This is a genomic window from Streptomyces sp. NPDC058701 (assembly GCF_042715295.1).
Taxonomy (GTDB): Bacteria; Actinomycetota; Actinomycetes; order Streptomycetales; family Streptomycetaceae; genus Streptomyces.
The window spans coordinates 26,897-53,271 of sequence record NZ_JBHXSY010000047.1 but is presented as its reverse complement, the minus strand read 5'-3'; the positions used below and the strand labels follow the sequence as shown (position 1 = coordinate 53,271).

Sequence of the window (26,375 nt, the reverse complement as noted above, 5' to 3'; positions counted from 1 at the left end):
AGCTGGCGGCGTCGCTCGGGCAACGGCGTGCGTGCCATGCGGTTCCTCCGGTGGGTCGAACCGTGCCCGTCAGCGGCTGTAGACGCCGACCTCGTGGAGCGAGTAGCCCCACTGGGTGCCGCGCCCCACGCCGTGGACGCGCACGTAGCGCGCCGGCACGCCGGTGAACTGCGCGGTGTCCAGGCCTCCGTCGCCGGCGGTGGTGGACCAGGCGGTCCGCCAGTTCGTGCCGTCGGCGGAGAGCTCGATGCGGTACGCCCGCGCGTGGGCGCGTTCCCAGTCGAGGGTGACGCGCCCGACCAGGGTCGGGGACCCGAGGTCGATCTGGAGCCACTGGTCGTCGCTCCAGTCGCTGGCCCAGCGGGTGCCCCGGTCGCCGTCCACGGCGCGGCCGGGGGCGTAGCTCGTGAACGGGTTCCACTCCGCGGAGCTGGCCGCCGCGGGCGCGCGGGCGGCGAGGTTCACGCCGGCCTTGTGCTTCTCCGAGCCTCCCCAGGTGCCGAGGTAGGACTCGGCGCCCTTGAAGAGGTCGTCCACGACGCCCTGTCCGCCGGTGATCCGGACGTCCTCGATCCAGTCGGGGACCAGGCCGTAGTGGGAGGCGCCGTCGGTGTTGAGGTCCCAGGTGCGCTGGCCGGTCGTCTGCTTGTCGATGACGGATCCGCCGTCGGTGCTGCGGAAGGGGTACCGCACCGGGTTGGGGGTGTCGGCGCCGCGGGGGCCGGGCCAGCCGCCGACGCCGTTCATGTCGGTGCCGTATCCGTAGCCGACGCCGTACTTGTCGCGCAGGGCGTCCGTGCGCTTGGCCTCGGCGCTGAACGCCTCGGAGCCGCTCATGTACTGGGCGGCGAATCCGCCGAGCTTGTAGAGGCGCTCGGTCCAGTCGATGTCCATCCAGCTGTGCGAGGAGATGACGCCGGGGTAGGACTCGGACTCCAGGATGTCGAAGGCCCGGCCCGCGGCCTTGACGCTCATGTGGTCGATCTCCAGCATCATCTTGCGTTTCATCATCCCGCGGACGGCGTACTCGCCGAGGTCGGTGAGGCCGCGGGTGTTGCACTGCGCGTCGGCGGCGTACGCGGGTACGGACACGCCCGCGGGGAGCTGCTTCTCGGCGGAGGGGGCCGCCGCCAGGCCGATCGGGTTGTCGTGCTGCGGGCCGGTGCACCGCTCGGTCTGCCAGAACGTGCCGGTCGACAGGAACTGGCCGACGTTGATGGCCGTGCCCAGGGCGCCCGAGTCGAAGCGGACCCCGCACAGCGCGTTGTCGAACTTGTGGCAGAGGAACATGCTGCGCACGCCCAGGGCGTGCAGCTCGTCCAGGCCCCGGTCCACGTCGGCGCGGCTGCACTGGGCGATGTCGAGGATCTGCTTGCAGCCGAACGGCTCGGAGGTCTCGACCCCGAGGACGACGGCCAGCTTGCCCTGTTCGATGACCTGGCGGGCCTGCGTGGAGTCGGTGACGATCCGGAACCAGCCCTTGCCGGCGCCGCCGTACATCGTGTCGATGTAGGCCTGCATGTCGTACGTCTTCCGCGCCTCCAGCCGGATGGCGGTCATCTCGTCGCAGCCGCGGTCCTTGAAGAAGTACACCGAGCAGATGACCCCGTTGGTGACGAGGTCGTTGACGAGGATGCGCTGGCCGCCGCGCCAGGCGCGCTCGACCCAGGCGTAGTAGTTCTGCTGGTGGGTCAGCGAGTCGTGGGCGGGCCAGTCCTTGAAGGTCGGCCAGCCGTCCGGGTCGTGCTTGCCGTCGCCGCCGTTGGTGATGTAGTCGAAGATCGCGAGGGTGCCGTCGGGGTAGTGCTCCGGACAGTCCTTGAGGGCGTCGGTGATGCCCTGTTCGGAGAACGGCTTGCCGCAGATCAGGCGTCCGCCGAAGCCCTCGTTCGACATCAGGTGGTCGTGGGCGTCGACGAAGCCGCGGACTTTGCCCTGGGCGTCGGTGCCCTTGAAGGGCTCGCCGGTGACGTTGATGGCGGAGTCGGGGGCGGGGCGCGCGGTCGGGTTCCACCAGCCGGGGTCGGCGGAGGAGGCGGGTGCGAGGCCGAGCAGCAGCGCCGCCACGGCGAGGCACAGCGTCAGCAGGCCGAACGGGCCCGGTCTGCGGCGGGCGGGGTGGGTCATCGTCATCACCGTGTCTCGGTCGGCGGAGCGCGCGATCCGGGGGTACCGGAACCGTCCGGGGACGCGGCCAACCCCGGACAAGGCGTTGACATGTTCCCCACAATCGGTGCGTCGAGAATGGCTACCGCCGGGTACGGAGTCAAGGGTCCGGGACGAATGACCTGACGGATCGTCGGATCTGCGGGGACGGAGACGGATCCCCGACGGATCCCCGACGCATCCCCGCACGCCCCGCTAAGCCGTCCCGCCCCCTGCGCCGCCCCGCCCCGCCGGTCCGCCGCCCGCCGCTTCGAGCGCCGCCCGCGCGAAGGCCCGTACCGCACCGGAGTTGTCGGCGGCGCGCAGCGGCACCTCGCAGACCTCGACGGCGAGCCCCGGATGGGTGGCGCGCATCGCGTCGGCGGCCTTGAGGACGAGCTCCCCGGCGGGCGGGGTGGTGAAGCCGACGTGCAGGACCCCGTCGGCGGCGCGGGCCGTCGCCGCGGCCCGCTCCAGCGCCCGCGCGATGCCCCGGTGGTGGGGTTCGAGGTCGGCGCGCAGCTGGCGGCCGAGGGCGGTGAGGGCGACACTGCGGCTGGTGCGCAGGAACAGCGGCGCGCCGACGCGCCGCTCCAGCCGCTGGACGAGCTGGCTGACGCGGGCCCGCGAGAGCAGCATGCGTTCGGCGGTCCGGCCGAAGTGCAGTTCCCCGGCGAGGATCAGGAAGCAGTCCAGCTCGTCGCGGTCGGTAAGCATGACTGAACGAACGTTGCGTTCTTCGGCGTTGTTCCCCGCGGGACGGCGGGCGAGGGTGGTCGGACCGGCAACGGTCACCCCCTCGACCCCCTTCTGTGAGGACACCCATGTCCAGTCCCATCCGCGGCCGCCGCCTGGGCGTGCTGCTCGTCCTGTGCGGCGCGATCTTCCTCGAAGGCATCGACGTCGCGATGCTGAACGTCGCCCTGCCGTCCATCCGTGCCGACCTCGGCCTCGAAACCGGCGAGCTCCAGTGGGTGATGAGCGCCTACGTCCTCGGCTACGGCGGGTTCATGCTGCTGGGCGGCCGGGCCGCCGACCTGTTCGGGCGGCGGCAGATGTTCGTCGGCTGGCTCACCGTCTTCCTGCTCTTCTCCGGCCTCGGCGGCCTCGCCACCGAGGGCTGGCAGCTGATCACCGCCCGGTTCGTGACGGGGGTCGCGGCGGCCTTCATGACCCCGGCCGGGCTGTCGGTCATCACCACCGGCTTCGACGAGGGGCCGCAGCGCGACAAGGCCCTGCTCGTCTACTCCGGCACGGCCGCCGGCGGGTTCTCCATCGGCCTGGTCGCGGGCGGGCTGCTCACCTCCGCCGGGTGGCGCTGGGTGTTCTTCGCGCCGGTGGTGCTGGCCGCGGTGATCCTGGTGGGCGCCCTGGCCCTCGTACCGAAGTCGCCGCGGCCGCGGCGGGCGACCGGGCAGCGGCTCGACCTGGCCGGCGGGCTGCTGGTGACCTCGGCGGTGGTCCTGCTGGTGCTCGGCGTGGAGCGGGCCGCGCACGCCGGGGCCGCGTGGACCGCCGCGACGGTGGGCGCGGGGCTGGCGCTGCTGGCACTGTTCGCCGCGGTCGAGCGGCGGGCCCCCGACCCGCTGGTCCGCCCCGGGGTGCTGCGGTCGCGGCCGCTGCTGCGGGCGAACGCCGCCGGGCTGCTGTTCGCGGGCGCCTTCTTCGGCTTCCAGCTCCTGGCCGTGCTGTACCTGCAGGAGCTGCGCGGCTGGTCCACGCTCCAGACCAGCCTCGCGATGGTGGTCATCGGCATCGACGCGGTGCTCTCGCCCACGGTGGTGCCGAGGCTGGTGGCCCGCTTCGGCAACGGCCGGCTGATCTTCGCCGGGCTGCTCCTCGCGGCTTTGGCGTACGGGCTGTTCCTGCCGCTCGGCGCCGACTGGAGCTACCTGGTGATGCTGCCGAGCCTGATCCTGCTGGGGCTCGCCTTCGCCCTCGTCTACGGGCCGCTGACCATCGTGGCGACCGAGGGCGTCGCGGAGGAGGACCAGGGGCTCGCCGGCGGGCTGCTGTACACCTCGTTCCAGTTCGGTGCGGCGCTCGGACTGTCCGCGGTGACCGCGGTGTCCGCCGCGTACGCCGATCCGCTCGACGGGTACCGGGCCGCGCTGCTCGTGCCGTTCGCGGCGGTGCTCCTGGCGGCCGCGGTCACCGCGTCCGGGCTGCGCCGGCCGGCCCCGGCCGGCCGCGACCTCGACGCAGCCCCCGAGCCGGCTCCGGCGGGCGCCCGGCCCTGAGCCCCGTACGCGGCGAAGCCGGTGTCCCGCCACGGGGGCGGGTCACCGGCTTCGGCGTGCGGTCGGGTGCGGCGGGGTCGGACGGGTCAGAGGCCCGCGTACGAGTGCTTGCCGCTGAGCAGGATGTTGACGCCGTAGTAGTTCCAGATCCAGCAGGCGAAGGCGAAGAGCGCGAGGTACGCGGCCTTGCGGCCCTTCCAGCCGGCGGTGGCGCGGGCGTGCAGGTAGCAGGCGTAGGCCACCCAGGTCACGAAGGACCAGACCTCCTTGGGGTCCCAGCCCCAGTAGCGACCCCAGGCGTCGCCCGCCCAGATCGCGCCCGCGATGATCGTGAAGGTCCACAGCGGGAAGACGGCGGCGTTGATCCGGTACGAGAACTTGTCGAGGGATCCGGCCGAGGGCAGCCGCTCCATGACGGAGGTGGCGAACCTGCCCGGCTTCCCGCCGGAGGCCAGCTTGGCCTCGTAGGAGTCGCGGAAGAGGTAGAGGACCGCGCCGGCCGCGCCGATGTAGAAGACCGCGCCGCAGAAGATCGCGGTGGAGACGTGGATCCACAGCCAGTACGAGTGCAGTGCCGGAACCAGCTGGTCGCTCTCGGTGTACAGCCAGGTCACGGCGATGCCGAGGTCCAGCAGCACGGTGGTGACGAGGATCAGGCCGAGCCAGCGGACGTTCTTCCCCAGGGCCAGCAGCGCCAGGTACGCGCCGACGGCCACCGTGGAGAAGGTGATCGAGAACTCGTACATGTTGCCCCAGGGGGCCCGTTCCACCGACAGCGCGCGGGCGACCACGCCGGCCGCCTCGACGAGGAAGGCGAGCACGGTCAGCGAGATCGCGATCCGCCCGTACAGGTCGCCCTTCTCGGTGCCGCCGGCCGCGCCGGGGCCGTCCGGGACGTCGCGGGTGCCCGCGGCGGAGCGCGTGACGACCGTCGGCTTGTCGAGGACGGCGGTGCCGCCCTGGCCTCGGACCTGGACGGCCGGGGCCGAGCCCCGTGCCCCTGCCCCGCCCCCGGTCAGCGCGGCGGCCGTACGGCCCACCTTGCTGCGGCTGCCGAACACCCACTCGGTGATGTGAGCGAAGAAGGCGAGGGTGTAGACCGCCATCGACGCGTAGATCAGCTTGTTGCTGATCTCAGCCAGACTCTCGTTGGCTGCGGCTGCGAGCAGCGTCATCCGCGCTCTCCTTGTTCTTCTTCTGCTTCGACAGGGTGGGGCGCCGAGGGCGCCTTCTCGTGCAACACGGCGGCCAGGTCCGCCAGCTCCTGCGGGAGCCTGGCGGACTCGCTGCGGCCGAGGCCCGCCATTTCGACGACGGTCACGCCGTCCTTGCCGGGCACCGCCCGGACCCAGATCCGGCGGCGCTGGATGAACAGCGATCCGGCCAGTCCCCCGATGGCGGCGATCGCGCCCGCGAGGGCGAGGCCGCTGCCGGGCTGGCGGGTCACGGAGAAGGTGGCCCACCGCTCGATGCCCTCGAAGGTCACGGTGCCCGCGCCGTCGGGCAGGGTCATCGTCTCCTTGGGCAGCAGCATCTGGGCGAACGGGTCGCCGTTCTCCTTCTTGAACTGCTGCATCTTGCGCGTGTCCAGCTGGTACACGTTCTGCGGCAGGCCCGAGTCCACGCCGAGGCTGCCGTGGTAGGCGTTGAGGGCGATGACGGGGAAGTTCGCGGCGGGGAACTGCGAGAGCATCGTGCCGCCGCCCTTGCCCGCGAAGGTCGGCACGAACTGGGCGGAGAAGCCGAGCTGCTCCTTCTCGCCGTTCTTGTTCCTGTAGCCGTCGGTGACCTTGATGGCGCCGGCCGAGGTGAGGTTCGCGTCCTGGGGCAGCATCGGCACGGCGTTGCGGAAGATCACCTTGCCGGTGGGGTCGGTCACCGAGATGACCGGCGCGTAGCCGTGGCCGAGCAGGTAGACCTTGGCCCCGTCGACTTCGAGCGGCTTGTTGACCTCGATCTCGGCCTTCTGCGGGGCCCCGTGGGCGCCCTTGCTGAGGGTGACGTACGCCTTGAAGTCGCGCGGGGTGCCCTTCTGCGGGCCCGTCTCCTCGTACGTGGCGTCGAACTTGTCCAGCGTGAAGCTGAAGGGCGGCAGGTCGTCGGGGGTGAAGAGGCTGCCGGACTTGAAGTCGTCGTACTGGGTGAGCGTGTTCGAGAAGCCGCTGCCCCGCAGGACGAGCTTGCCGCCCTCGGAGGTGTAGAGCTTGCCCCAGGCGAAAGCGACCAGCATCACGATCAGCGCGAGGTGGAAGACGAGGTTCCCGGTCTCGCGGAGGTAGCCCTTCTCCGCCGCGACGTGGCCCGTCCCGGCCTCGGTGCGGAACCGGCGCCGGCCCAGCAGCGTCTCGGCGTGGGCGAGGACCTCGTCGGGGGAGGCCCCGGTGCGCCAGGTGGTGTGGGCGGGGAGCCGGTCGAGGCGGCGGGGCGCGGCCGGCGGGCGGCCGCGGAGCTGGCCGACGAACTGCCAGGTGCGCGGCACGATGCAGCCGATCAGCGACACGAACAGCAGGATGTAGATCGCGGAGAACCAGAACGACGTGTAGACGTCGAAGAGCTGGAGCTTCTCGGCGAGCGGCACCCAGAACTCGTGGGTCCGCTGCCACTCGGCGACCTTCATCGCGTCGACGTCCCTCTGCGGGATCAGGGAGCCGGGGATGGCGCCCAGCGACAGCAGGAAGAGCAGGATCAGCGCCACCCGCATCGAGGTGAGCTGGCGCCAGAACCAGCGGGCCCAGCCGATCACCCCGATGCCGGCGGCCGCCGCGGCCGGCGAGTCCTCCAGCGGGGCGGTGGACAGCTGGGCGCCGGCCGCGCCGAGCGCGGGCTCGGCGGCGTCCTCGGATTGCTGCGGCGCCTCGGCGGACGCCTTGTCTGTCGTACTCATGTGCGTTAAGTCCTCAGATCCCCACCGTGAAGCCTTGGGTCCAGTCCCGCATGTCGCTGACGATGCTGTCCCACGTTCCTGTGACGAGCAGCAGGCCGGTCAGGATCAGCATGCCGCCACCGATCCGCATCACCCACGCATAGTGCTGCTTGACCCAGCTGAAAGTGCCGAGCGCCTTGCGGAAGGCGACCGCGGCGAGGAGGAAGGGCACGCCCAGGCCCAGGCAGTAGGCGACGGTCAGCAGCGCGCCGCGGCCGGCGCTCGCCTGGTCCATGGACAGCGTGGTGACGGCCGCCAGGGTCGGGCCGATGCAGGGGGCCCAGCCGACGCCGAAGAGCACGCCCAGGAGCGGCGCGCCGAGCAGCCCCGCCGTCGGCTTCCGGTGGAAGCGGAACTCCCGCATCGTCAGGCCGGGGATCGCCCCCATGAAGAAGAGCCCCATCAGGATGACGACGGCGCCCAGCACGCGGGAGATCAGCACCCGGTGCTCCTGGAGCGTGGACCCGAAGAACCCGAAGAGCGCGCCCGTGGAGACGAAGACGGCGGTGAAGCCGGCGATGAACAGGCTCGCGCCCGCCAGCATCCGGCCGCGCCGGGCCTCGGCGAGGTCGGCGCCGCTGGCCCCGGTCACGTAGGAGAGGTAGCCGGGGACCAGCGGGAGCACGCAGGGCGAGAAGAAGGAGACGAGTCCGGCCAGGACCGAGATGGGCAGCGCGAGCAGCAGCGTCCCGTTCAGGACGGTGGTGTTCACGCCCGTCGGCTCGGCGGCCAGGAGGAGGTCGGGGACGGCGGTGATCACCGGGTCACTTCTCCGCGACGAGCGGGTCGATCATCGAGCGGAGCTGCTCGTCGTTGATCGCGACCAGTGCGCGGGCGGCGATCCCGCCCTCCTTGTCGAGGACGATCGTGGAGGGGATCGCCTGCGGGTTCAGCGTGCCCTTGGGGAAGCGGAGCATCAACTTGCCGTCGGGGTCGAAGAGGCTGGGGTAGGTGATCCCGTAGGTCTCCTCGAACGCGGTCGCGTTCTGCGTGTTCGCGTCGCGGGTGTTGATCCCGACGAAGGCGACGTCCGCGCCGGCGTCGGCGTACTCCTTCGAGGCCTTCGCGAAGTACTTGGCCTCGCCGCGGCACGGCGGGCACCAGGAGCCCCACACGTTGAGGACGACGACCTTGCCCTTGAGCGTGGTGGTGTCGAGGGTCTGGCCGTCGACGGTCCCGCCGTCGAGCTTGGGCGCCGCGACGCGCTCGCCGCGGGCGACCGTCGAGATGCCGGAGGGGCCCGTGACGTAGTTGCCGCCGGACCCGCCGGAGGGCTTGCCGCCACCGTCCGCTGACGTGCAGGACGCCAGGACCAGGACGCCCGCGGCGGTCGCCGCGGTCAGCAGGAGGGCGCGACCGCTGGTCGAGCGGCTGCTGCGTCGACGGGCACGTGCGCGGCTAAGGCTCATGTGAAAAGTTTCGCATGAGCAATCCGTCGATCTACCGCGCCCCCCGGCGCCCTGTCAATGCCCTGGTCAGGCGGTACCGAGGTACGCGTTCCAGCCGCCGGCCGGCGCCCGGCCGGGGGCGAGGCCGCGCAACCGGTCGAGCACCCCGGGGTCCTGGACGTCGAGCCAGTCGGTGAACTGCCGGAAGGATACGAGCCGTACATCCCTTTTGTCCGCCATGCCTTTGAGGGCTTCCTCGACCGCGTCCATGTAGATGCCCCCGTTCCACTCCTCGAAGTGGTTGCCGATGAAGAGCGGAGCGCGGTTCGTCTCGTACGCCCGCCTGAATCCCCCGAGGTAGGTGGCCGTGGCCTGGGAGCGCCAGGCGGGGTAGTTGCCGGGGACGCCCCTGGTGGTGTTCTTCGACTGGTTGGCGAGGATGTTGTAGTCCATCGACAGCACCTCGAAGGAGTGGCCGGGGAAGGGCAGGGACTGCAGCGGCAGGTCCCAGAGCCCCGACTTCTTCACCGGCCAGGTCTGCAGGCCGCCGGGCGAGCTGGAGTCGTAGCGCCAGCCCAGGGCTGCGGCGGTGGGCAGCAGGGCCTCACGGCCGAGGAGGCAGGGGGTGCGGGAGCCGACGAGCTCCCTGCGGTAGTCGAAGGGCAGCGGCTCCAGGTCGGTGAAGCCGGTGTTCGTGCGCCAGTTGGTGACGAATGACACGGCCTGGTCGATCTCGCTGTGCCAGTCCTCGGGGCTCCAGCGGCCGACGGAGCCCGCGCCGCCGCAGAAGTGGCCGTTGAAGTGGGTGCCCACCTCGTGGCCGTCGAGCCACGCCTCGCGCACGCACGTCAGGGTGTTGCGGACGTTCTCGTCCTTGAGGTAGCCGATGTCCGAGGCGCCGACGGGGTTGTTCGGCGGCTGGTAGAGGGCCTTCTTCGACTCGGGCAGGAGGTAGAGGCCGGAGAGGAAGAAGGTCATGGCCGCGCCGTGGTCCCTGGCGAGCTTGAGGAAGCGCGGGAAGAGCCCGTTGCCGACCTCGCCCGCGCCGTCCCAGCTGAAGACGACGAACTGCGGCGGTGTCTCGCCCGGCTGGAGCGGCACGGGTTTCTCCGGCTGGTTCGGCTGCGGTCCGGTGTCGGCCGTGGAACCGTCGCCGATGGACTTGACCGGGGGTCCGCCCGGGCCGGGAGTGGAGTCCCCCCGCCCCGGGCCGCCCGAACCGGCGTCACCGGAACCGCAGCCGGCGATGCCGGCCGCCGCCACGGCGCCCAGTCCGAGTCCGAGCACTCCCCTTCGACTGAAGTCGCGCATGTCACCGTCCTCGTCGCCCCCCGCCACCCACACGTTATTGCCATATAAACGGACAATTCGATGGGTTGTGCGGTACTGGAACGGTGATTCCCATGCGACTTATATTTAATTAGGTAAAGCTGTAACGGTTCGTAACAGACCGTCGATCAGGCGCCGAACGCCTTCGACTTGCCCTTCACCGGCTTCGCACCCGCCAGCAGGTGCGCAGGGACCAGGTCCCGGGCCGGCTCGCTGTAACCCACCGACACCAGGGTGTCGCCCTGGTACGTGAAGGACGTCAGCGAGGCCAGCGTGCACTGACGTCGCCGCGGGTCGTGCCACAGCCGGCGCTTCTCCGCGAAGCTGCGCACGATCCAGATCGGCAGCTGGTGGCTGACCGCGACGGCCTCGTGGCCGCGGGCGGCGTCGCGCGCCGTCTCCAGCGCGCTCATCATCCGGACCACCTGCTCGACGTACGGCTCGCCCCAGGAGGGCTTGAACGGGTTCGTCAGGTGCTTCCAGTTGCCGGGCCTGCGCAGCGCGCCGTCGCCGACCCCGAAGGTCTTGCCCTCGAAGACGTTGCCCGCCTCCAGCAGCCGCGCGTCCGTGGCCAGGTCGAGACCGTGGCTCTTGGCGATCGGCTCGGCCGTCTCCTGCGCCCGCTCCAGCGGGGAGGCCACCACGTGGGTGATGTCACGGCCCGCCAGGTGCTCGGCGACCCGGTCGGCCATCCGCCGCCCCAGCTCGGACAGGTGGTAGCCCGCGCGACGGCCGTACAGGACGCCGTCGGGATTGTGCACCTCGCCGTGGCGCACCAGGTGCACGACGGTGAAGTCGGGCGCGTCGCCGGGCAGGCGGCTGTTGCCGCCGCCGGTACCGGCACGGGCGTCGGCGGGGCTGCCGGCGGGGTTGTCGGCGGGGTTGCCGGGGGCGCTCATGCGGTGGCCTCCGCGGCGGCCCGGGCGGCGGCCGGCAACGCGGCCGCGATCCGCTCGACCGCCTGCTCGTCGTGGGCAGTGGACACGAACCAGGACTCGAAGGCCGACGGCGGCAGGTAGACGCCCTGCGCCAGCATCGAGTGGAAGAACCCGTTGAAGCGGAAGGACTCCTGCTTCTTCGCGTCGTCGTACGTACGGACCTCGTCCTCGGTGAAGAAGACGGAGAACATGTTGGACGCGGTCTGCACCCGGTGCGCCACGCCCTCCTTGGCGAGCGCGGCCGTCACCAGGCCCTGGATCTCCCGCGACACCGCGTCGATCTTCGCGTACGCCGCGTCGTCCAGCAGCCGCAGCTGCGCGAGGCCGGCGGCGGTGGCGACGGGGTTCCCCGAGAGCGTGCCCGCCTGGTAGACGGGACCGACGGGCGCGAGGTGGCCCATGACGTCCGCCCGGCCGCCGAAGGCCGCGGCCGGGAAGCCGCCGCCCATGACCTTGCCGAAGGTCATCAGGTCGGGCCTGACCCCGTCCACGCCGTACCAGCCCGCGCGCGAGGTGCGGAATCCGGTCATCACCTCGTCGGAGATGTACAGCGCGCCGTCCGCGCGGCACAGGTCGGCGAGGCCCTGGTTGAAGCCCGCGGCCGGCGTCACGACGCCCATGTTGCCGGGCGCGGCCTCGGTGATCACACAGGCGATCTCGCCGGGGTGCGCGGCGAACGCCGCACGGACCGCTTCGAGGTCGTTGTAGGGGAGCACGATCGTGTCGCCGGCCTGCGCCCCCGTCACCCCGGGGGTGTCCGGCAGGGCGAAGGTCGCGAGGCCGGAACCGGCGGCGGCCAGCAGCGCGTCCACGTGACCGTGGTAGCAGCCGGCGAACTTCACGACCTTGGCGCGCCCGGTGAAGCCGCGTGCCAGCCGGATCGCCGACATGGTCGCCTCGGTGCCGGAGGACACCAGGCGCACCTGCTCCACGGGCTCGACGCGCGCGACGATCTCCTCCGCGAGCGCGACCTCGCCCTCACCGGGCGTACCGAAGGACGTGCCGCGGGCGACGGCCGCCTGGACGGCCGCGATCACCTCGGGGTGGGAATGGCCGAGAATCATCGGTCCCCACGAGCAGACGAGATCGACGTACTCCCGTCCGTCCGCGTCCGTGAGGTACGGACCGGTGCCGGACACCATGAACCGGGGCGTACCGCCCACGGCGCGGAAGGCGCGCACGGGGGAGTTCACGCCGCCGGGGGTCACGAGGGACGCGCGCTCGAAGAGCGTCTGCGAAACTGGGGCTTCATACGGGTACGGGTAGCTCACACCAGCCATGGTCTCAGAGGCCGCGACAGACTTGCGGACGGGCGTTTCACCGCGCCGCCGCGGGGGAGGTCACTGCCATGATGATCAGGCTGCGTGGCGGGGGTCGCGGGGCCGGGGCAGGCAATACCAGTCGGGTGGAGATATGCAACGCGGTGGTGGACCGGGCGAGGGTACCGACGGCCTCGACCCGCAGCGCGCCCGCGAGGCCCGCGAATCCCGCCGTCGCGGCAAGCACCGCCGCCGCTCCACCGAGGCGGCCGACGCCGTCCCGAACCCCCCGGACGCCCCCGACGACCTTCCCCGGGGGCGCGCCATGGGAGTGACGTACAAGTACTTCGGCGCCCCGGACGGCGCCACGGCGGCCCGCGTCCCGGTCACGATGCGGCCCGAGGAGCTCGGCGGCGACGAGCTCGGCATGGGCGGCCTCTTCAGCAAGATCAAGCCGGAGACCGTGGCCGCGATGGTCCTGACCGGCATCGAGGGCATACCCCTGCACAAGGTGCCCCCGCTGGAACTCGTCGTCCTCCACCCCGACTACGCGGTGGTCAAGCTCCCCATGACCGTGGTCGACCCGCTGCGCGGCATCGGCGAGGAGTCGGTGGGCGCCGCCGCCTTCATCTGGTCCACGGTCCCCGACCGCGGCGGCCCGCGCGACGCGTTCAACGTCTACCAGCTCCTCCACGAGTGGCAGGACTTCTCCCACCGCCTCCACGAGGCCGGCCACCAGCCGTACTGCCTGGTCTGGCCCTGACCCTCCCGTTCCACCCCGGCCGCTCGCCGCACCCCGGGCCCTCTCAGCGCCCCGGCGGCCCGCCGCGCTCTCCCGACGCTCCGTGCGCCGCCGTCCGCGCTCCGCACCGGCCGCCGTCCTCGTTCCGCACCGGCCGCCGCCGCCCGACGGCGCCGCGACAAACCGCTGTGTCCCGCCCGGCACCGGACGTAGCCTCGCGGGCATGACGCGAAGAGAGAACCCCGCCCGGGTCCGGCTCACCACCTGGGCCCCGGAGGACTTCCCGCTGCTGCTGCGCAAGAACTCGGCCGAGATGACCCGGTTCCTGGGCGGCCCGGAGAGCGAGGAGAAGCTCGCCGACCGCCAAGAGCGGTACGAAGCCCTCAGCGTGCGGGAGCCCGCGGCCGGGCGGATGTTCCGGGTCACCCTCGCGGACACCGCGGAACCGGTCGGCTCGGTGGGCTTCTGGGAACGGGACTGGCGGGGGGAGCCGGTGTACGAGGCCGGCTGGGGCATCTTCCCGGAGTACCAGGGGCGCGGACTCGCCGTGGCCGCCCTCACGGAACTGCTCGCGTACGCCCGCACCCACGGCACCCGGGCCGCCGTCCACGCCTTCCCCGGCACGGACCACGCCGCGTCCAACGCGGTGTGCCGCCGAGCGGGCTTCACCTGCCTCGGGGAGGTCGACTTCGAGTACCCGCCGGGGGTCCCCCACCCGAGCAACGACTGGCGCCACCCCCTGACGTAGCCCGCCCCCCGCCCCGGGGCACCGCACCCGCGCGGCCGGCGCCGGGGCTGCGGAGGCGGGGGCGGTGGCTGCGGAGGCGGTGGGCGGGGGCGGTGGCTGCGGAGGCGGGCGGCGGCGCCCCGTAATTCGGCCGCCGCACCGCCTCGGCAGTGGCATGCTGACCGGGTGAACGGACCCGGCATTCAGCTCACCCTCGCCCCTGAACTGCGCCTCTTCGCCCCGCCCAGCCGGCGCGCGGAACGCGTACCGACCCCGACCGACGGCGCCTCCAGCATCGGCCACGTCGTCGAATCGGCCGGCGTCCCGCTCACCGAGGTCGGCCGACTCCTCGTCGACGGACACGAGGTACCCGTGTCGTACGTCCCCCAAGACGGCCAGTCCGTCGAGGTGTTCGCGGTCGACCGCCCCCAGCACGTCCCCGGCGCCCCCCTCCGCTTCCTCCTCGACGTCCACCTCGGCACCCTCGCCCGCCGCCTGCGCCTCCTCGGCGTCGACGCCGCGTACGAGAACGAGGACATCGGCGACCCCGCCCTCGCCACCCGCTCCGCCGCCGAACAGCGCGTGCTGCTCTCCCGCGACCGCGGACTGCTGCGCCGGCGCGAGATCTTCGCCGGCGCGTACGTCTACAGCGACAACCCCGACGAGCAACTGCGCGATATCCTGGGCCGCTTCGCCCCCGCGCTCGCCCCCTGGACCCGCTGCACCGCGTGCAACGGCACGCTCCGCGAGGCCACCAAGGACAGCGTCGGCGAGCACCTGGAAGACGGCACCCACCGCACCTACGACGTCTTCGCCCAGTGCACGGACTGCGAGCGCGTCTACTGGCGCGGCGCCCACCACGCCCGCCTGGAACGCATCGTCGACGAAGCGCTCGTCGAATTCGGCACGACCTCACCCGGCCCAGCCTGACCCCGCACAGCCCGACCCGGCACAGCCCGCGCCCGCACGGCCCGACCCGGCGGCGGGTCCTGCCCGCTCCGGCCGGCCCCCGCCGCGGCCCGGTTCGGCGTGGCCGGCTCCGCGCTCCGGAGGGGGCCCGGCCGGCAGACTGCCGGAGCGTGACCGACGCGGCGGAACTGCTCGGACCGGCCCCGTCGCGCCTGCGTCCTCGTACGGCCCGACGGGTCGTCGCCCGGAGCGCCCCCGCGCCACCGCCACCGCCCCCGAGCTCGCGGCGGCCGTGGCAGCCCGGCTCCTGCCCGGGACGGCCGCCCCCGGGGGTCCGCCCCCCGGGGGCCCGGGGGGCGGGGCCGCGCGGGGGTCGCCCCCGCTCACGCCCTCAGAAGGCGTAGGCGTCACCCGTGTCCAGCGCCAGCACCACGTGCTCGTTGTTGAGGTGGTTGCGGTCCGTCGCCCCGCCGTTCCACCACGTGTCGACCCGCACCACCACCTCCGCCGCCGGCTCCCGCAGCCCCAGTTCCAGCCCGATGTGCCGGCCCCGCCCGTGCAGCGGCAGCGGCCCCGTCTCGCACACCACCTCGCGCAACCCGGCCCGCGCGCAGCCCCCGGCCAGGTCCTGCCGGTCCGCGAGGTCCGCCGACAGCCGGACCCGTACCGTCGCGTTCGCCAGCGCGGCCGGACCGTCGTTCTCCGGGACCAGCCAGATCCGCAGCTTCCCCTCGGAGAGCGCGACCCGCCCGTGGTACGCCACGTCGGCCTCCGGTCCCGCCCACGCATGGGCTCCCGCCGGCACACTCACGCCGAGCATCAGCAACCCGGCCACCACCACACTCCGTACGGCACCACGGCGCACCGCCATCACCTCCACGCGCGGAGGCTAGCCAGCACCCACCCCGTCCGGTCGGACCATCACACGAACGAGGGCGCGCCCACCCCCCATCTGCCCACGCCCCGACCGGGCCCGCGCCCACGCCCACGCCCCCGCCCCCGCCCGCGGAGCGCCCGCATACCGTGGGGGCCATGCTGATCGCCCGCTCCGCCGCCCTCTTCGCCCTCGCCGCCCTCCTGGAGATCGGCGGCGCCTGGCTCGTCTGGCAGGGCGTGCGCGAGCACAAGGGCTGGGCCTGGATCGGCGCCGGGGTCATCGCCCTCGGCCTCTACGGCTTCGTCGCCACCCTCCAGCCCCAGGGCGACTTCGCCCGCGTCCTCGCCGCCTACGGCGGGGTCTTCGTCGCCGGCTCGCTCGTCTGGGGCGCGGTCGCCGACGGCTACCGCCCCGACCGCTGGGACGTCGCCGGAGCCCTCGTCTGCCTGGCCGGCATGGCCCTGATCATGTACGCCCCGCGCGCCCGGTGAGCGGCTCCGCCCGCGCCTATGCTGGCGGGGAAGCGCCCGTACGGATGAACGAACGACCGACCGAGCAACAGCGAGGAGCCCGCACATGAGCACGGCCACCCGAACCGCCGTAGTCACCGGCGCGAGCAGCGGCATCGGCGCGGCCACCGCCCGGCAACTCGCCGCGGCCGGCTACCACGTGGTCCTCACCGCCCGCCGCAAGGACCGCATCGAGGCCCTCGCCGCCGAGATCACCGCGGCCGGCCACTCCGCCGCCGCCCACGCCCTCGACGTCACCGACCGCGCCGCCGTCGACGCCTTCGCCGCGTCCCTGGAGCGCTGCGACGTACTCGTCAACAACGCCGGCGGCGCCATCGGCGCCGAACCCGTCGCCACCGGCGACCCCGCCGACTGGCGCACGATGTACGAGGTCAACGTCATCGGCACCCTCCACGTGACCCAGGCCCTGCTCCCCGCCCTCACCGCATCCGGCGACGGCACGGTCGTCGTGCTCTCCTCCACCGCCGGGCACTCGACGTACGAGGGCGGAGCCGGCTACGTCGCCGCCAAGAACGGCGCCCGCGTCCTCGCCGAGACCCTCCGCCTGGAGATCGTCGGCCAGCCCGTACGCGTCATCGAGATCGCCCCCGGCATGGTCAAGACCGAGGAGTTCGCCACCACCCGCTTCCGCGGCGACACCGAGAAGGCGGAGAAGGTCTACGCGGGCGTCGCCGCCCCGCTCTCCGCCGACGACGTGGCCGACACCATCACCTGGGCGGTGACCCGTCCCAGCCACGTCAACATCGACCTGCTGGTGGTCCGCCCCCGCGCCCAGGCCTCGAACACGAAGGTCCACCGCGACCTGGGCCTGTAGGGCGCGAGCCGTACGGGCCGTCGCGAGCCCGTACGGCCATCGTGGCTCAGCTCGGCTCACCTCGGCTCGGCTCGGCCGGGCTCAGACCAGACCGGCCGCCTTCAGGTGCGGCATGAGGGCCGCCGGCTTCAGCCCGGCGGCCTTCGCCGCGTCCAGCGCCCGCCGCAGGTCCGCGGCCAGCGTCGGAGTGAAGTGCAGCAGCACGATGTCGCCGCTCTTGAGCTGCGGCGTCGCCGGAGTCCCGCTCCAGGTGGTGAAGTCGTGCGTCCAGGTGATCACCGCCTTCACCCCGCACGCCTTCGCCGCGAGCCGCACGTCGTCGTTCAGGACCCCGTACGGCGGCCGCAGCAGCTTCGGCTGCCTGCCGAAGGCCGCCTCCAGCTGCTCCCCCGCCCCGCACACCTCGGCGTCCTTGCCGGTCGCGTCGAGCGCGGTCAGGTCCGGGTGGTTGACGGTGTGGTTCTCGACGGTCACCCGCCCCTGCCCGGTGAGAGCGGTGAAGTACTCCGTGTCGTACGCGGTCGCTCCCGGCAGCAGGAACAGGGATGCCGGCACCCGCTTCTCCAGCAGGATCCGGGCTGCCTCCGGATCGTGGTTCCAGCCGTCGTCGATCGTGATGAAGACGACCTTCTCCTGCGTCGGTACGTGCGACACGACCGGCGGCAGCCCCACCCCGGGCCGCCCGCCCCCGTCCGCCTCGGCGCTCCCCGCCGGACCGTCCCCCTCCCCGGCCCCCGCCTGAGCGGATCCGGCGGCCCCGAGGGCGAGCGACAACGACGCGAGCGCGGCCAGAAGCACGCGAGATCTCCCCATGCGGCACACCTTGGTCTAGACCAACTCCCCCCGTCAATCCCCCGGCACCCACTTTCCGTACCAACCAACTCCCATGCGGCGCGGCCCAGTTGACGAGTAGACGGGGAGGCCCGGACCGTCCCGGTCCGGGCCTCCCCGTTTCACCATCCACCTCCGGCCTCAGCCCTTGACGCAGATGACCTGCTTCAGCTTGGCCACGACCTGCACCAGATCGGTCTGCTGGTCGATGACCTGCTCGATCGACTTGTACGCGCCCGGGATCTCGTCCACGACGCCCGAGTCCTTGCGGCATTCGACGCCCTTGGTCTGTTCCGCCAGGTCCTTCGCCGAGAACCGCTTCTTCGCCGCCGTCCGGCTCATCTTCCGGCCCGCCCCGTGCGAGGCCGAGTTGAAGGACTTCTCGTTGCCGAGCCCCTTCACGATGTACGAGCCCGTGCCCATCGAGCCCGGGATGATCCCGTAGTCACCGCTGCCGGCGCGGATCGCGCCCTTGCGGGTGACCAGCAGGTCCATGCCGTCGTAGCGCTCTTCCGACACGTAGTTGTGATGGCAGCTGATCTCCGGGTCGAAGGACACCTTCGCCTTCCGGAACTCCTTGCGGACGACCTCCTTGAAGAGGCTCATCATCGCGGCGCGGTTGTACTTCGCGTACTCCTGCGCCCAGAAGAGGTCGTTGCGGTATGCGTCCATCTCGGGCGTCGCCGCGAGGAAGACCGCGAGGTCCCGGTCGACGAGGTTCTGGTTGTGCTCAAGCCCCCGGGCCACCTCGATGTGGTGCGCCGCGAGCTCGTTGCCGATGTTCCGGGAGCCGGAGTGCAGCATCAACCACACCGCACCACCCTCATCGAGACAGAACTCGACAAAATGATTTCCGGATCCGAGCGTTCCGATCTGCTTCATGGCGCGTTCGTGACGGAATTTGACCGCATCCGTGAGGTAGTCGAAGCGCTGCCACAGGTTGTCGTACCCGTCCGCCGAAAAGCCGTACAGGCGCGACGGGTCCACGGCCTCCCTGTGCAGGCCCGCCCCCACCGGGATCGCCCGCTCGATCTTCGACCGCAGGCCCGACAGGTCCCCCGGCAGGTCGTTCGCCGTCAGGGACGTCTTGACCGCCGACATGCCGCATCCGATGTCCACGCCCACCGCCGCCGGACAGACCGCGTCCTTCATCGCGATGACCGAGCCGACCGTCGCACCCTTGCCGTAGTGGACGTCCGGCATGACGGCCAGGCCCTTGATCCACGGAAGGGTGGCGACGTTGCGGAGCTGCTGCATCGCGCTGTCCTCGACCGACGCGGGGTCGGTCCACATCCGGATCGGAACCTTCGCCCCGGGCACCTCTACGTACGACATAACGCCTCAATCCCCCGAAAACCACAGAAAAGTCTGAATACGCAAAAACCTCGCTCTTGATCCCATATACGACAGGGAACCGGCGCCGGCACCAGCGTGTGCGATAGACATTGTGTCCACCCGCGCCCGAAGCGCGGCAACGTATTTTCCTGACCGTCGGGGTCCTCGGGACGACCGTCGGTCGAAGGGAGCCATGGGACGTGCAGCGCAAGTCGGTACGGGAACTCCTGCCGGGCATCGCCATGCTGACCGCGCTCGCGGCCGGCGTCACCGGCCTCACCGGGTGCACGGGCGGGAGCGGCGCGGGGACCACGAACGACGACAAGCCCGGCGGCACCGTCGCCGCACCCGCGCAGCCCGGTAAGTACCGAAGCCTGCCCGCGCCCTGCAAGGCCGTCGACGGCAAGCAGCTCAAGGCCATGCTCCCGGCCGCCGACAGCCTGCCCCCGGCCGAGCGGGACCAGCTGTACGCGGGAGTGGCGGCCGCCTCGTACGACGGCGACCGGCGCGTCGGCTGCCGGTGGACCGCGCAGAGCGCCGAGGACACGCGGCTGCTGTCGGTCGGCTTCGAGCGCGTCGTGTCGTACGACCGGGCCACCGCGAGCGACGACGACAAGGCGCGGCAGGTCTTCGTCCGTCAGCTGACCGACGCGAAGCTGCCCTTCCCCGGACCGGCCCCGGCCCCCACGGGAAGCCCCACGGGAAGTCCCGCGGGAAGCCCGGCCGGCAATCCCGCGCCGACGCCGACCCCGACGCCGCCGGCCGCGAACCCGGCACCGTCCGGCAGCCCGGCCGGCAGCCCCGCGTCGCCCGCCGGCCCGACGCCCGGCGCGTCCCCCACCGAGCTGGGCTCCCGCGTACTGGCGGGGCTCGGCAACGAGGCGTTCCTGGACGACAAGCTGAGTGCCGCCGGGGCGACGGCGGCGCAGGCGCGCACGGTGCGGATTGTGTTCCGTACCTCGAATGTCATCGTCACCGTCGAGTACAGCGTGCAGCCGTCGCTGCCGGGCGCGGTCCCGCCCAGCACCGAAACCCAGGACAGGGCGCGGCAGTTGGCGGTCAGTCTGGCCGAGCGGTTGAACGAGTGAGAGGGGCGCGCGGCGGTGGGGCGTGACGGCGCGCACAGCAGACGAGCGCCGGGTCGGGCTACCGTTGCCCCGGTCCGCCGTCCGAAGAAGTCAGACAAACGTACTGAAGGAAACATGCACCGATCAGTCTCGCGCTTCTCCCGCGTTCTCGCCTGCGCAGCCGTCCCGGTGATCCTCACCGTCACGGGCTGTTCGTCCGATTCGGGCAAGGCCTCGGGCTCGAACGACGGCAAGAAGTCCCAGTCCTCCGCGTCCGCCCAGCCGAGCGCCAAGCCCTCGCCGACCCTGGAGAAGGCGGCCTACGCCACGCTGCCGGACCCGTGCAAGGCGGTCCAGGCGGCGACGATCGGCACGCTCGTGCCGGAGGCCAAGGACAAGAACGGTGCGGCGACGAAGTCGAACGACCTGGCCAGCCGGGCGAGCTGCTCGTGGAACGGTCTGGACGAGGACGGTCTGAAGGGCTCGCAGTACCGCTGGCTCTCGATCTCCCTCTTCCGCTACGACTCGCACGCCTCGCTCGGCTCCGCGAACAAGCGCGCGGAGGACCAGTACAACAAGCAGGTCGAGACCGCGAAGGCGGCCGAGGGCGCGCAGAACGTGAAGGCGGAGCCGGCCGGCGGGATCGGCGAGCAGGGGACGTCGGTGGTGTTCACCTCGAAGAAGGACGTCGACTTCTTCAACACCACGATCGTGGCCCGCACGCAGAACGTGGTCGTCACGATGGACTACAACGGTGCGGCGTACGAGGGCGCCGGCGCCCCGGACCAGGCGAAGCTGCTGCAGGACGCCGTCACCGCGGCGAAGGAGACGGTGGCCTCGGTCGACGCGGCCAACCAGCAGAAGGCACCGGAGCAGCAGGCGGAGCAGTCCCCGTCGGCGCCCGCCCAGCAGTAGCGGTCCCGGCGGCGCGGCCGGCGGCGGCGCTCCGCCCGGCCGACGCCCCCGGGCCGCCGGCGCGGGACCCCCGGGCTGCCGGCGCGGGGCCTACCGGAGCGCTGACATCCAGTCACCCGTACGCTGTGCCTGCCGCCGCTCGGTAAAGGCGCGGTAAGTGGTCGGTAAGTGCTCGACAAGGGGAGGGGATCGCGGGTGGCCGCGATGGAGCTGACTCGTACGCACCGGATACTCATCGGCGTCGTGGTCGCCGGAGCCGTCGTCATCGCGGGGATCGGATTCGCCGGCTCGTACTCCGCGGTGCGCACGCTGGCCCTGCAGAAGGGCTTCGGCAGCTTCTCGCTGGTGTTCCCGATCGGCATCGACGCCGGGATCTGTGTGCTGCTGGCGCTGGACCTGCTGCTGACGTGGATGCGGATACCGTTCCCGCTCCTGCGCCAGACGGCGTGGCTGCTGACGGCGGCGACGATCGCCTTCAACGGCGCGGCGTCCTGGCCCGACCCGCTCGGCGTCGGGATGCACGCCGTGATCCCGATCCTGTTCGTGGTGACGGTGGAGGCGGCCCGGCACGCGGTGGGCCGGATCGCGGACATCACCGCGGACCGGCACATGGAGGGCGTCCGCATCACGCGGTGGCTGCTCTCCCCGATCCCGACGTTCAAGCTGTGGCGCCGCATGAAGCTGTGGGAGCTGCGCTCCTACGAGCAGGCCGTCGGCATGGAGCAGGACCGCCTGATCTACCAGGCGCGGCTGCAGGCGCGGTACGGGCGCGCCTGGCGGCGCAAGGCCCCGGTGGCGGCGCTGATGCCGCTGCGGCTGGCCCGGATCGGCGTACCGCTGGCGAACACCGCCCCGGAGGGCCTGGCGGCGGCGGGCATCGATCCGGCGCTGCTGTCCCCCGCGCGGCAGCCGGCCGCGTCGCCGGCTCTGACGGCCGTGGGGGCCGGCCCCTCCGCGGAGGTCGTCCCGGCGGCGCCCGCGCACGCACTGGAGACCGCGGCCGCCCCGGCCCCGGCCCCGGCACCCGACCAGGCCCAGGGCGAGGCCCAGCCGGATCAGCAGCCCCAGCCGGACCAGCAACCCCAGCCGGGCCGGCAGCTCCAGCCGCAGCTCCCGGAGACCGCCGCGCAGGCGGCCGCCTCGGCCGCTGCCGCCGCCCCCGTACCGCCGCCGTTCGCGGTGGACCCGACGGCCATGCCGGCGGCCCACAACAGTGCCTGGTTCGCGGCGCCGCTGGCTCCGCAGGCGGCGTACGAGGGCGGTTACAACCCCCAGTACGTCGAGGGTCTGGAGCCGACCCCGGTCCTGCCCCCTATGGGCCCGGACGAGGAGCGGCCCGCGCAGCAGGATCCGCCGATCCCGGCTCCGCGCCAGGAGGAGGAACCGCAGGAGGGTCCCGAGACGCCGGACGAGGCCGAGTTCGCGGAGGTCGCGTACAAGGTGTTCTGCGCGCTGTCCGACGAGAAGCAGGACTACCCGTCGGCCGAGGTGCTCGACATACACCTGTCGGACGGTTACGGCGTGACGCACCCGCGCAGCGGTTCGCTGCTCCGCCGGATGATCCCGGCGTTCAAGCTGCGGTACAACAAGGACCGCGAGGCCGAGCACATCGCCTGACGGTGATCGCCTCACGGCGACGGACGGACATGCGGAAGGGCCCGCACCCCGAGGGGTGCGGGCCCTTCCGCATGTACCGCGAGCCCGGGCGGGCTCAGACCGCGAGCAGCTTGCGCACCCGGTCGGCGCCCACCGCCAGCAGCAGCGTGGGCAGGCGCGGCCCGGTCTCACGGGTCACGAGGAGCCGGTAGAGCAGGGCGAAGAAGGTCCGCTGCGCGACCTTGAGCTCCGGGGTCGGCTTGGCGTCGGGCTCCAGCCCGGCCATGACCTTCGGCACGCCGTAGACGAGCGTGCTGAGCCCGTCGAGCGACCAGTGCGAGTCGAGTCCCTCCAGCAGCAGCCGCAGCGACTCGCGGCCCTCGTCGTCCAGCGACGACAGCAGCTCCGTGTCGGGCTCCTCGCGCACGAGGGTCCGCTGGTCGGCCGGGACCTGGGTGGTGATCCAGTTCTCGGCGCGGTCCAGGCGCGGCCGTACCTCGTCGAGCGAGGTCAGCGGCTGCGTCGGGTCCAGGTCGGTGAGGATGCGCAGGGTCTGCTCGTCGTGCCCGGCGGTGACGTCGACGACGGACGCGAGGGTCCGGTACGGCAGCGGCCGCGGGGTGCGCGGGAGCTCCGCGGCCGCCGTGCGCACGGCGCGGGCGTGCGCGGCGGCGTCGGCGGGCAGGACGGTGCCGTCGGCGACCTTGGCCTCCAGCTTGTCCCACTCGTCGTACAGCCGCTGGATCTCCTGGTCGAAGGCGATCTTGAAGGACTGGTTCGGGCGGCGGCGCGCGTACAGCCAGCGCAGCAGCTGCGGCTCCATGATCTGCAGCGCGTCGGCCGGGGTCGGGACCCCGCCCTTGCTGGAGGACATCTTCGCCATGCCGCTGATGCCGACGAACGCGTACATCGGTCCGATCGGCTGCTCGCCGCCGAAGATGTGCACGATCTGGCCGCCGACCTGGAAGGACGAGCCGGGCGAGGAGTGGTCGACGCCGGACGGCTCGAAGACCACGCCCTCGAAGGCCCAGCGCATCGGCCAGTCGACCTTCCAGACGAGCTTGCCGCGGTTGAACTCGCTGAGCTTGACCGTCTCGGTGAACGCGTCCTCGGTGCAGACGTAGGTCATCTCGGTCGTCTCGTCGTCGTACGAGGTGACCTTGGTGAAGTCCTTGCCGCACTCGCCGCAGTACGGCTTGTACGGGAAGTACCCGCCCTCGCCGGTGCTGCCGTCGTCCTCGGCGGCCGCGCCGGAGCCCTCGGCGGCCTCCAGCTCGGCCGCGTCGGCCTGCTTCTGCTGGGGCTTCTTGCCGCCCGGCTTCTGCTTGGTGCGGTACTGGTCGAGGACGGCGTCGATGTCGCCGCGGTGCTTCATGGCGTGCAGCACCTGCTCGCGGTACGCGCCGGAGGTGTACTGCTCGGTCTGGCTGATCGGGTCGTACTCGACGCCCAGCTCGTCCAGGGCGCCGATCAGAGCGGCCTTGAAGTGCTCGGCCCAGCTGGCGTACGGGGACCCGGCCGGGGCGGGGACGGAGGTCAGCGGGCGGCCGATGTACTGGCCCCACGAGTCGTCGACGCCCGGTACGCCGGCCGGCACCTTGCGGTAGCGGTCGTAGTCGTCCCAGGAGATCAGGTGCCTGACCTCGATGCCCCGGCGGCGGATCTCGTCCGCGACCAGGTGCGGGGTCATGACCTCGCGCAGGTTGCCCAGGTGGATCGGGCCGGAGGGTGAGATTCCGGACGCGACGACGATGGGTTTGCCGGGTGCTCGGCGCTCCGCCTCGGCGATGACCTCGTCCGCGAAACGGGAGACCCAGTCGGTCTCGGTGCTGCTCTGAGCCACGACACGTCCTTCTACTCGAATGCTGGCTTCAGCCATTCTCCCAGACGGATCGGGCCGCTCCGGGGTTGCTCCCCGGCCCCATATCCAGAAGAACCGGCAGCGGCCGCGTGGGATACTCGGCACTTGTCGGAACACCCAAGTGCACCCACCGGCACCACCTCACAGGAACGGCAGCTCATGGCCTCGGTCCCTTCCCTCGCTTCTTCCGTCAACCAGCGCGTCGCCGACGCCCTCGCCTCCGCCCTGCCGGAGGCCGGTGCCGCCGATCCGCTGCTGCGACGAAGCGACCGGGCCGACTTCCAGGCCAACGGCATCCTGGCGCTCGCGAAGAAGGCCAAGGCCAACCCGCGCGAGCTCGCGACGACCGTGGTCGAGGCGATCCCCACCGGTGACCTGATCCGGGAGATCGAGGTGTCCGGCCCCGGTTTCCTCAACATCACGATCACCGACCGGGCGATCCTGGAGACCCTGGCCGCCCGGGCCCTCGACGACCGCCTCGGCGTCCCGCTCGCCGAGAACGCGGGCACCACGGTGATCGACTACGCCCAGCCGAACGTCGCGAAGGAGATGCACGTCGGCCACCTGCGCTCCGCCGTGATCGGCGCCGCGATGGTGGAGATCCTGGAGTTCACGGGAGAGAAGGTGGTCCGCCGCCACCACATCGGCGACTGGGGCACCCAGTTCGGCATGCTCATCCAGTACCTGCTGGAGCACCCGCACGAGCTGGACCACAAGTCGGACGCGGAGGTCTCCGGCGAGGAGGCCATGTCCAACCTGAACCGCCTCTACAAGGCCTCGCGCGTCCTGTTCGACTCGGACGAGGAGTTCAAGACGCGCGCCCGCGCCCGCGTGGTCGACCTCCAGGCCGGCGAGCCGGAGACCCTCGCGCTGTGGCAGCGGTTCGTCGACGAGTCGAAGATCTACTTCTACTCCGTCTTCCACAAGCTGGACATGGACATCCAGGACCCCGACGTGGTCGGCGAGTCCGGCTACAACGACATGCTCGTGGAGACCTGCGAGCTGCTGGAGAAGTCGGGCGTCGCCGTCCGCTCCAACGGCGCGCTCTGCGTGTTCTTCGACGACGTCAAGGGCCCGGACGGCAACCCGACCCCGCTGATCGTCCAGAAGTCCGACGGCGGCTTCGGCTACGCCGCGACCGACCTCTCCGCGATCCGCGACCGCGTCGGCGGCCTGAACGCGACCACGCTCCTGTACGTCGTCGACGCCCGCCAGTCCCTCCACTTCAGGATGGTCTTCGAGACCGCCCGCCGTGCCGGCTGGCTGAACGACGAGGTCAAGGCCGTCCAGCTGGCCTTCGGGACGGTCCTCGGCAAGGACGGCAAGCCGTTCAAGACCCGTGAGGGCGAGACCGTGCGGCTGGTGGACCTGCTCGACGAGGCCGTCGAGCGGGCGACGGCCGTCGTGCGCGAGAAGGCCGAGAAGGTCGGCCTGACCGAGGACGAGATCGTCGAGAACGGCCGGTACGTGGGCATCGGCGCGGTCAAGTACGCCGACCTGTCGACGTCCGCCGCCCGCGACTACAAGTTCGACCTGGACCAGATGGTCTCGCTGAACGGCGACACCTCCGTCTACCTCCAGTACGCGTACGCCCGCATCCGGTCCATCCTGCGCAAGGCGGGCGACCGCTCCCCGGCCGCCCACCCGGAACTCGAACTGGCCCCGGCCGAGCGGGCGCTGGGCCTGCACCTGGACCAGTTCGGCGAGCTGCTCGCGGAGGCGGCCGCCGACCACGCCCCGCACAAGGTGGCCGCGTACCTCTACCAGCTGTCCTCGCTGTTCACGACGTTCTACACCGAGTGCCCCGTCATCAAGCCGGAGCCGGAGCTCGTCGTCGGCGAGAACCGCCTGTTCCTGTGCGACCTGACGGCCCGCACCCTCTCCAAGGGCATGTCCCTCCTCGGCATCCGCACCCCCGAGAAGCTCTGACACCCCCGCACGACCCGCAC

23 protein-coding genes are annotated in these 26,375 nt (G+C 72.0%); 10 read left to right on the top strand and 13 right to left on the bottom strand.

Going from position 1 to position 26,375, the window contains the following annotated elements; all coding sequences use genetic code 11:
- Positions 1-69: 69 nt before the first annotated feature.
- Entirely contained in the window at positions 70-2,133 is a 2,064-nt protein-coding gene (locus ACFWW8_RS32425) for a discoidin domain-containing protein (protein ID WP_386534737.1), read from the bottom strand.
- 228 nt (positions 2,134-2,361) lie between these two features.
- Positions 2,362-2,862: a LysR family transcriptional regulator gene (locus ACFWW8_RS32420; protein WP_386534735.1), complete on the bottom strand. Its 501-nt coding sequence runs from the start codon at positions 2,860-2,862 to the stop codon at positions 2,362-2,364.
- A 107-nt stretch (positions 2,863-2,969) separates the two neighbouring features.
- Between ACFWW8_RS32420 and ACFWW8_RS32415 the strand changes: the two genes are divergently transcribed.
- Complete coding sequence (locus tag ACFWW8_RS32415) at positions 2,970-4,385, top strand: MFS transporter (RefSeq protein WP_386534732.1); 1,416 nt, start codon at positions 2,970-2,972, stop codon at positions 4,383-4,385.
- A gap of 86 nt (positions 4,386-4,471) precedes the next feature.
- Here the strand turns inward: ACFWW8_RS32415 and ccsB are convergent, their stop codons facing one another.
- The 7 genes from ccsB to hemL all read right to left on the bottom strand — a co-directional run bounded on the left by ccsB (position 4,472) and on the right by hemL (position 12,243).
- Positions 4,472-5,560 carry a c-type cytochrome biogenesis protein CcsB gene (gene ccsB / locus ACFWW8_RS32410; protein ID WP_386534729.1) on the bottom strand — a complete coding sequence of 363 codons (1,089 nt, stop codon included), beginning with the start codon at positions 5,558-5,560 and terminating at the stop codon, positions 4,472-4,474.
- Entirely contained in the window at positions 5,557-7,269 is a 1,713-nt protein-coding gene (locus ACFWW8_RS32405) for a cytochrome c biogenesis protein ResB (RefSeq protein WP_386534727.1), read from the bottom strand. The genes ccsB and ACFWW8_RS32405 overlap by 4 nt, the downstream gene beginning before the upstream one ends.
- A gap of 13 nt (positions 7,270-7,282) precedes the next feature.
- The gene (locus ACFWW8_RS32400) at positions 7,283-8,068 is read right to left on the bottom strand and encodes a cytochrome c biogenesis CcdA family protein (protein WP_386534725.1); all 786 of its coding nucleotides are present in this window, start codon (positions 8,066-8,068) and stop codon (positions 7,283-7,285) included.
- A gap of 4 nt (positions 8,069-8,072) precedes the next feature.
- The gene (locus tag ACFWW8_RS32395) at positions 8,073-8,717 is read right to left on the bottom strand and encodes a TlpA family protein disulfide reductase (RefSeq protein WP_386534723.1); all 645 of its coding nucleotides are present in this window, start codon (positions 8,715-8,717) and stop codon (positions 8,073-8,075) included.
- Positions 8,718-8,783: 66 nt separating this feature from the next.
- Complete coding sequence (locus ACFWW8_RS32390; RefSeq protein ID WP_386534720.1) at positions 8,784-10,007, bottom strand: hypothetical protein; 1,224 nt, start codon at positions 10,005-10,007, stop codon at positions 8,784-8,786.
- Positions 10,008-10,153: 146 nt separating this feature from the next.
- Entirely contained in the window at positions 10,154-10,924 is a 771-nt protein-coding gene (locus ACFWW8_RS32385; RefSeq protein WP_386534717.1) for a histidine phosphatase family protein, read from the bottom strand.
- Entirely contained in the window at positions 10,921-12,243 is a 1,323-nt protein-coding gene (hemL, locus tag ACFWW8_RS32380; RefSeq protein WP_386534714.1) for a glutamate-1-semialdehyde 2,1-aminomutase, read from the bottom strand. The genes ACFWW8_RS32385 and hemL overlap by 4 nt, the downstream gene beginning before the upstream one ends.
- Positions 12,244-12,547: 304 nt before the next feature.
- Between hemL and ACFWW8_RS32375 the strand changes: the two genes are divergently transcribed.
- From ACFWW8_RS32375 to ACFWW8_RS32365, 3 genes are all read left to right on the top strand, one after another.
- Positions 12,548-12,985: a hypothetical protein gene (locus tag ACFWW8_RS32375; protein ID WP_267724140.1), complete on the top strand. Its 438-nt coding sequence runs from the start codon at positions 12,548-12,550 to the stop codon at positions 12,983-12,985.
- A gap of 202 nt (positions 12,986-13,187) precedes the next feature.
- On the top strand, positions 13,188-13,712 hold the full coding sequence (locus ACFWW8_RS32370; RefSeq protein WP_386534713.1) for a GNAT family N-acetyltransferase: 525 nt from the start codon (positions 13,188-13,190) through the stop codon (positions 13,710-13,712).
- 165 nt (positions 13,713-13,877) lie between these two features.
- Positions 13,878-14,621 carry a Mut7-C RNAse domain-containing protein gene (locus ACFWW8_RS32365; protein WP_386534711.1) on the top strand — a complete coding sequence of 248 codons (744 nt, stop codon included), beginning with the start codon at positions 13,878-13,880 and terminating at the stop codon, positions 14,619-14,621.
- A 370-nt stretch (positions 14,622-14,991) separates the two neighbouring features.
- Here ACFWW8_RS32365 and ACFWW8_RS32360 read toward each other — a convergent pair whose 3' ends face one another.
- Entirely contained in the window at positions 14,992-15,471 is a 480-nt protein-coding gene (locus ACFWW8_RS32360; RefSeq protein WP_386534745.1) for a hypothetical protein, read from the bottom strand.
- A gap of 161 nt (positions 15,472-15,632) precedes the next feature.
- Between ACFWW8_RS32360 and ACFWW8_RS32355 the strand changes: the two genes are divergently transcribed.
- Both ACFWW8_RS32355 and ACFWW8_RS32350 read left to right on the top strand, forming a co-directional pair.
- On the top strand, positions 15,633-15,968 hold the full coding sequence (locus tag ACFWW8_RS32355) for a YnfA family protein (RefSeq protein WP_386534708.1): 336 nt from the start codon (positions 15,633-15,635) through the stop codon (positions 15,966-15,968).
- A gap of 85 nt (positions 15,969-16,053) precedes the next feature.
- Positions 16,054-16,821, top strand: a complete 768-nt coding sequence (locus tag ACFWW8_RS32350; RefSeq protein WP_267844122.1) for an SDR family NAD(P)-dependent oxidoreductase — start codon at positions 16,054-16,056, stop codon at positions 16,819-16,821.
- Positions 16,822-16,902: 81 nt separating this feature from the next.
- Here ACFWW8_RS32350 and ACFWW8_RS32345 read toward each other — a convergent pair whose 3' ends face one another.
- Together ACFWW8_RS32345 and ACFWW8_RS32340 are read right to left on the bottom strand one after the other, a co-directional pair.
- Entirely contained in the window at positions 16,903-17,634 is a 732-nt protein-coding gene (locus tag ACFWW8_RS32345) for a polysaccharide deacetylase family protein (RefSeq protein ID WP_386534705.1), read from the bottom strand.
- Between the two features lie 159 nt (positions 17,635-17,793).
- Positions 17,794-18,987, bottom strand: coding sequence for an RtcB family protein (locus ACFWW8_RS32340; protein ID WP_386534703.1), 1,194 nt, complete (start codon positions 18,985-18,987; stop codon positions 17,794-17,796).
- A gap of 200 nt (positions 18,988-19,187) precedes the next feature.
- Here ACFWW8_RS32340 and ACFWW8_RS32335 point away from each other — a divergent pair, with 200 nt between their 5' ends.
- The 3 genes from ACFWW8_RS32335 (at position 19,188) to ACFWW8_RS32325 (ending at position 22,586) form a co-directional block, all read left to right on the top strand.
- Complete coding sequence (locus tag ACFWW8_RS32335; RefSeq protein WP_386534701.1) at positions 19,188-20,075, top strand: DUF3558 domain-containing protein; 888 nt, start codon at positions 19,188-19,190, stop codon at positions 20,073-20,075.
- A gap of 114 nt (positions 20,076-20,189) precedes the next feature.
- Positions 20,190-20,969 carry a DUF3558 domain-containing protein gene (locus ACFWW8_RS32330; RefSeq protein WP_386534698.1) on the top strand — a complete coding sequence of 260 codons (780 nt, stop codon included), beginning with the start codon at positions 20,190-20,192 and terminating at the stop codon, positions 20,967-20,969.
- A 204-nt stretch (positions 20,970-21,173) separates the two neighbouring features.
- Complete coding sequence (locus ACFWW8_RS32325; RefSeq protein ID WP_386534695.1) at positions 21,174-22,586, top strand: DUF2637 domain-containing protein; 1,413 nt, start codon at positions 21,174-21,176, stop codon at positions 22,584-22,586.
- A gap of 94 nt (positions 22,587-22,680) precedes the next feature.
- Here ACFWW8_RS32325 and lysS read toward each other — a convergent pair whose 3' ends face one another.
- Complete coding sequence (gene lysS / locus ACFWW8_RS32320; RefSeq protein ID WP_386534693.1) at positions 22,681-24,444, bottom strand: lysine--tRNA ligase; 1,764 nt, start codon at positions 24,442-24,444, stop codon at positions 22,681-22,683.
- Between the two features lie 141 nt (positions 24,445-24,585).
- On the opposite strand from lysS, the gene argS reads away from it, so the two are divergent.
- The gene (gene argS / locus ACFWW8_RS32315) at positions 24,586-26,355 is read left to right on the top strand and encodes an arginine--tRNA ligase (protein ID WP_386534690.1); all 1,770 of its coding nucleotides are present in this window, start codon (positions 24,586-24,588) and stop codon (positions 26,353-26,355) included.
- Positions 26,356-26,375 lie beyond the last annotated feature (20 nt).

Coding starts and splice junctions, on each gene's coding strand:
- ACFWW8_RS32350 (WP_267844122.1), top strand. CDS start 16,054: ATGAGCACGGCCACCCGAACCGCCGTAGTCACCGGCGCGAGCAGCGGC.
- argS (WP_386534690.1), top strand. CDS start 24,586: ATGGCCTCGGTCCCTTCCCTCGCTTCTTCCGTCAACCAGCGCGTCGCC.
- ACFWW8_RS32425 (WP_386534737.1), bottom strand. CDS start 2,133: ATGACGATGACCCACCCCGCCCGCCGCAGACCGGGCCCGTTCGGCCTG.
- ACFWW8_RS32415 (WP_386534732.1), top strand. CDS start 2,970: ATGTCCAGTCCCATCCGCGGCCGCCGCCTGGGCGTGCTGCTCGTCCTG.
- ACFWW8_RS32330 (WP_386534698.1), top strand. CDS start 20,190: ATGCACCGATCAGTCTCGCGCTTCTCCCGCGTTCTCGCCTGCGCAGCC.
- ACFWW8_RS32390 (WP_386534720.1), bottom strand. CDS start 10,007: ATGCGCGACTTCAGTCGAAGGGGAGTGCTCGGACTCGGACTGGGCGCC.
- ACFWW8_RS32395 (WP_386534723.1), bottom strand. CDS start 8,717: ATGAGCCTTAGCCGCGCACGTGCCCGTCGACGCAGCAGCCGCTCGACC.
- lysS (WP_386534693.1), bottom strand. CDS start 24,444: ATGGCTGAAGCCAGCATTCGAGTAGAAGGACGTGTCGTGGCTCAGAGC.
- ACFWW8_RS32405 (WP_386534727.1), bottom strand. CDS start 7,269: ATGAGTACGACAGACAAGGCGTCCGCCGAGGCGCCGCAGCAATCCGAG.
- ACFWW8_RS32420 (WP_386534735.1), bottom strand. CDS start 2,862: ATGCTTACCGACCGCGACGAGCTGGACTGCTTCCTGATCCTCGCCGGG.
- ACFWW8_RS32385 (WP_386534717.1), bottom strand. CDS start 10,924: ATGAGCGCCCCCGGCAACCCCGCCGACAACCCCGCCGGCAGCCCCGCC.
- ACFWW8_RS32355 (WP_386534708.1), top strand. CDS start 15,633: ATGCTGATCGCCCGCTCCGCCGCCCTCTTCGCCCTCGCCGCCCTCCTG.
- ACFWW8_RS32345 (WP_386534705.1), bottom strand. CDS start 17,634: ATGGGGAGATCTCGCGTGCTTCTGGCCGCGCTCGCGTCGTTGTCGCTC.
- ACFWW8_RS32360 (WP_386534745.1), bottom strand. CDS start 15,471: ATGGCGGTGCGCCGTGGTGCCGTACGGAGTGTGGTGGTGGCCGGGTTG.
- ACFWW8_RS32325 (WP_386534695.1), top strand. CDS start 21,174: ATGGAGCTGACTCGTACGCACCGGATACTCATCGGCGTCGTGGTCGCC.
- ccsB (WP_386534729.1), bottom strand. CDS start 5,560: ATGACGCTGCTCGCAGCCGCAGCCAACGAGAGTCTGGCTGAGATCAGC.
- ACFWW8_RS32375 (WP_267724140.1), top strand. CDS start 12,548: ATGGGAGTGACGTACAAGTACTTCGGCGCCCCGGACGGCGCCACGGCG.
- ACFWW8_RS32340 (WP_386534703.1), bottom strand. CDS start 18,987: ATGTCGTACGTAGAGGTGCCCGGGGCGAAGGTTCCGATCCGGATGTGG.
- ACFWW8_RS32370 (WP_386534713.1), top strand. CDS start 13,188: ATGACGCGAAGAGAGAACCCCGCCCGGGTCCGGCTCACCACCTGGGCC.
- hemL (WP_386534714.1), bottom strand. CDS start 12,243: ATGGCTGGTGTGAGCTACCCGTACCCGTATGAAGCCCCAGTTTCGCAG.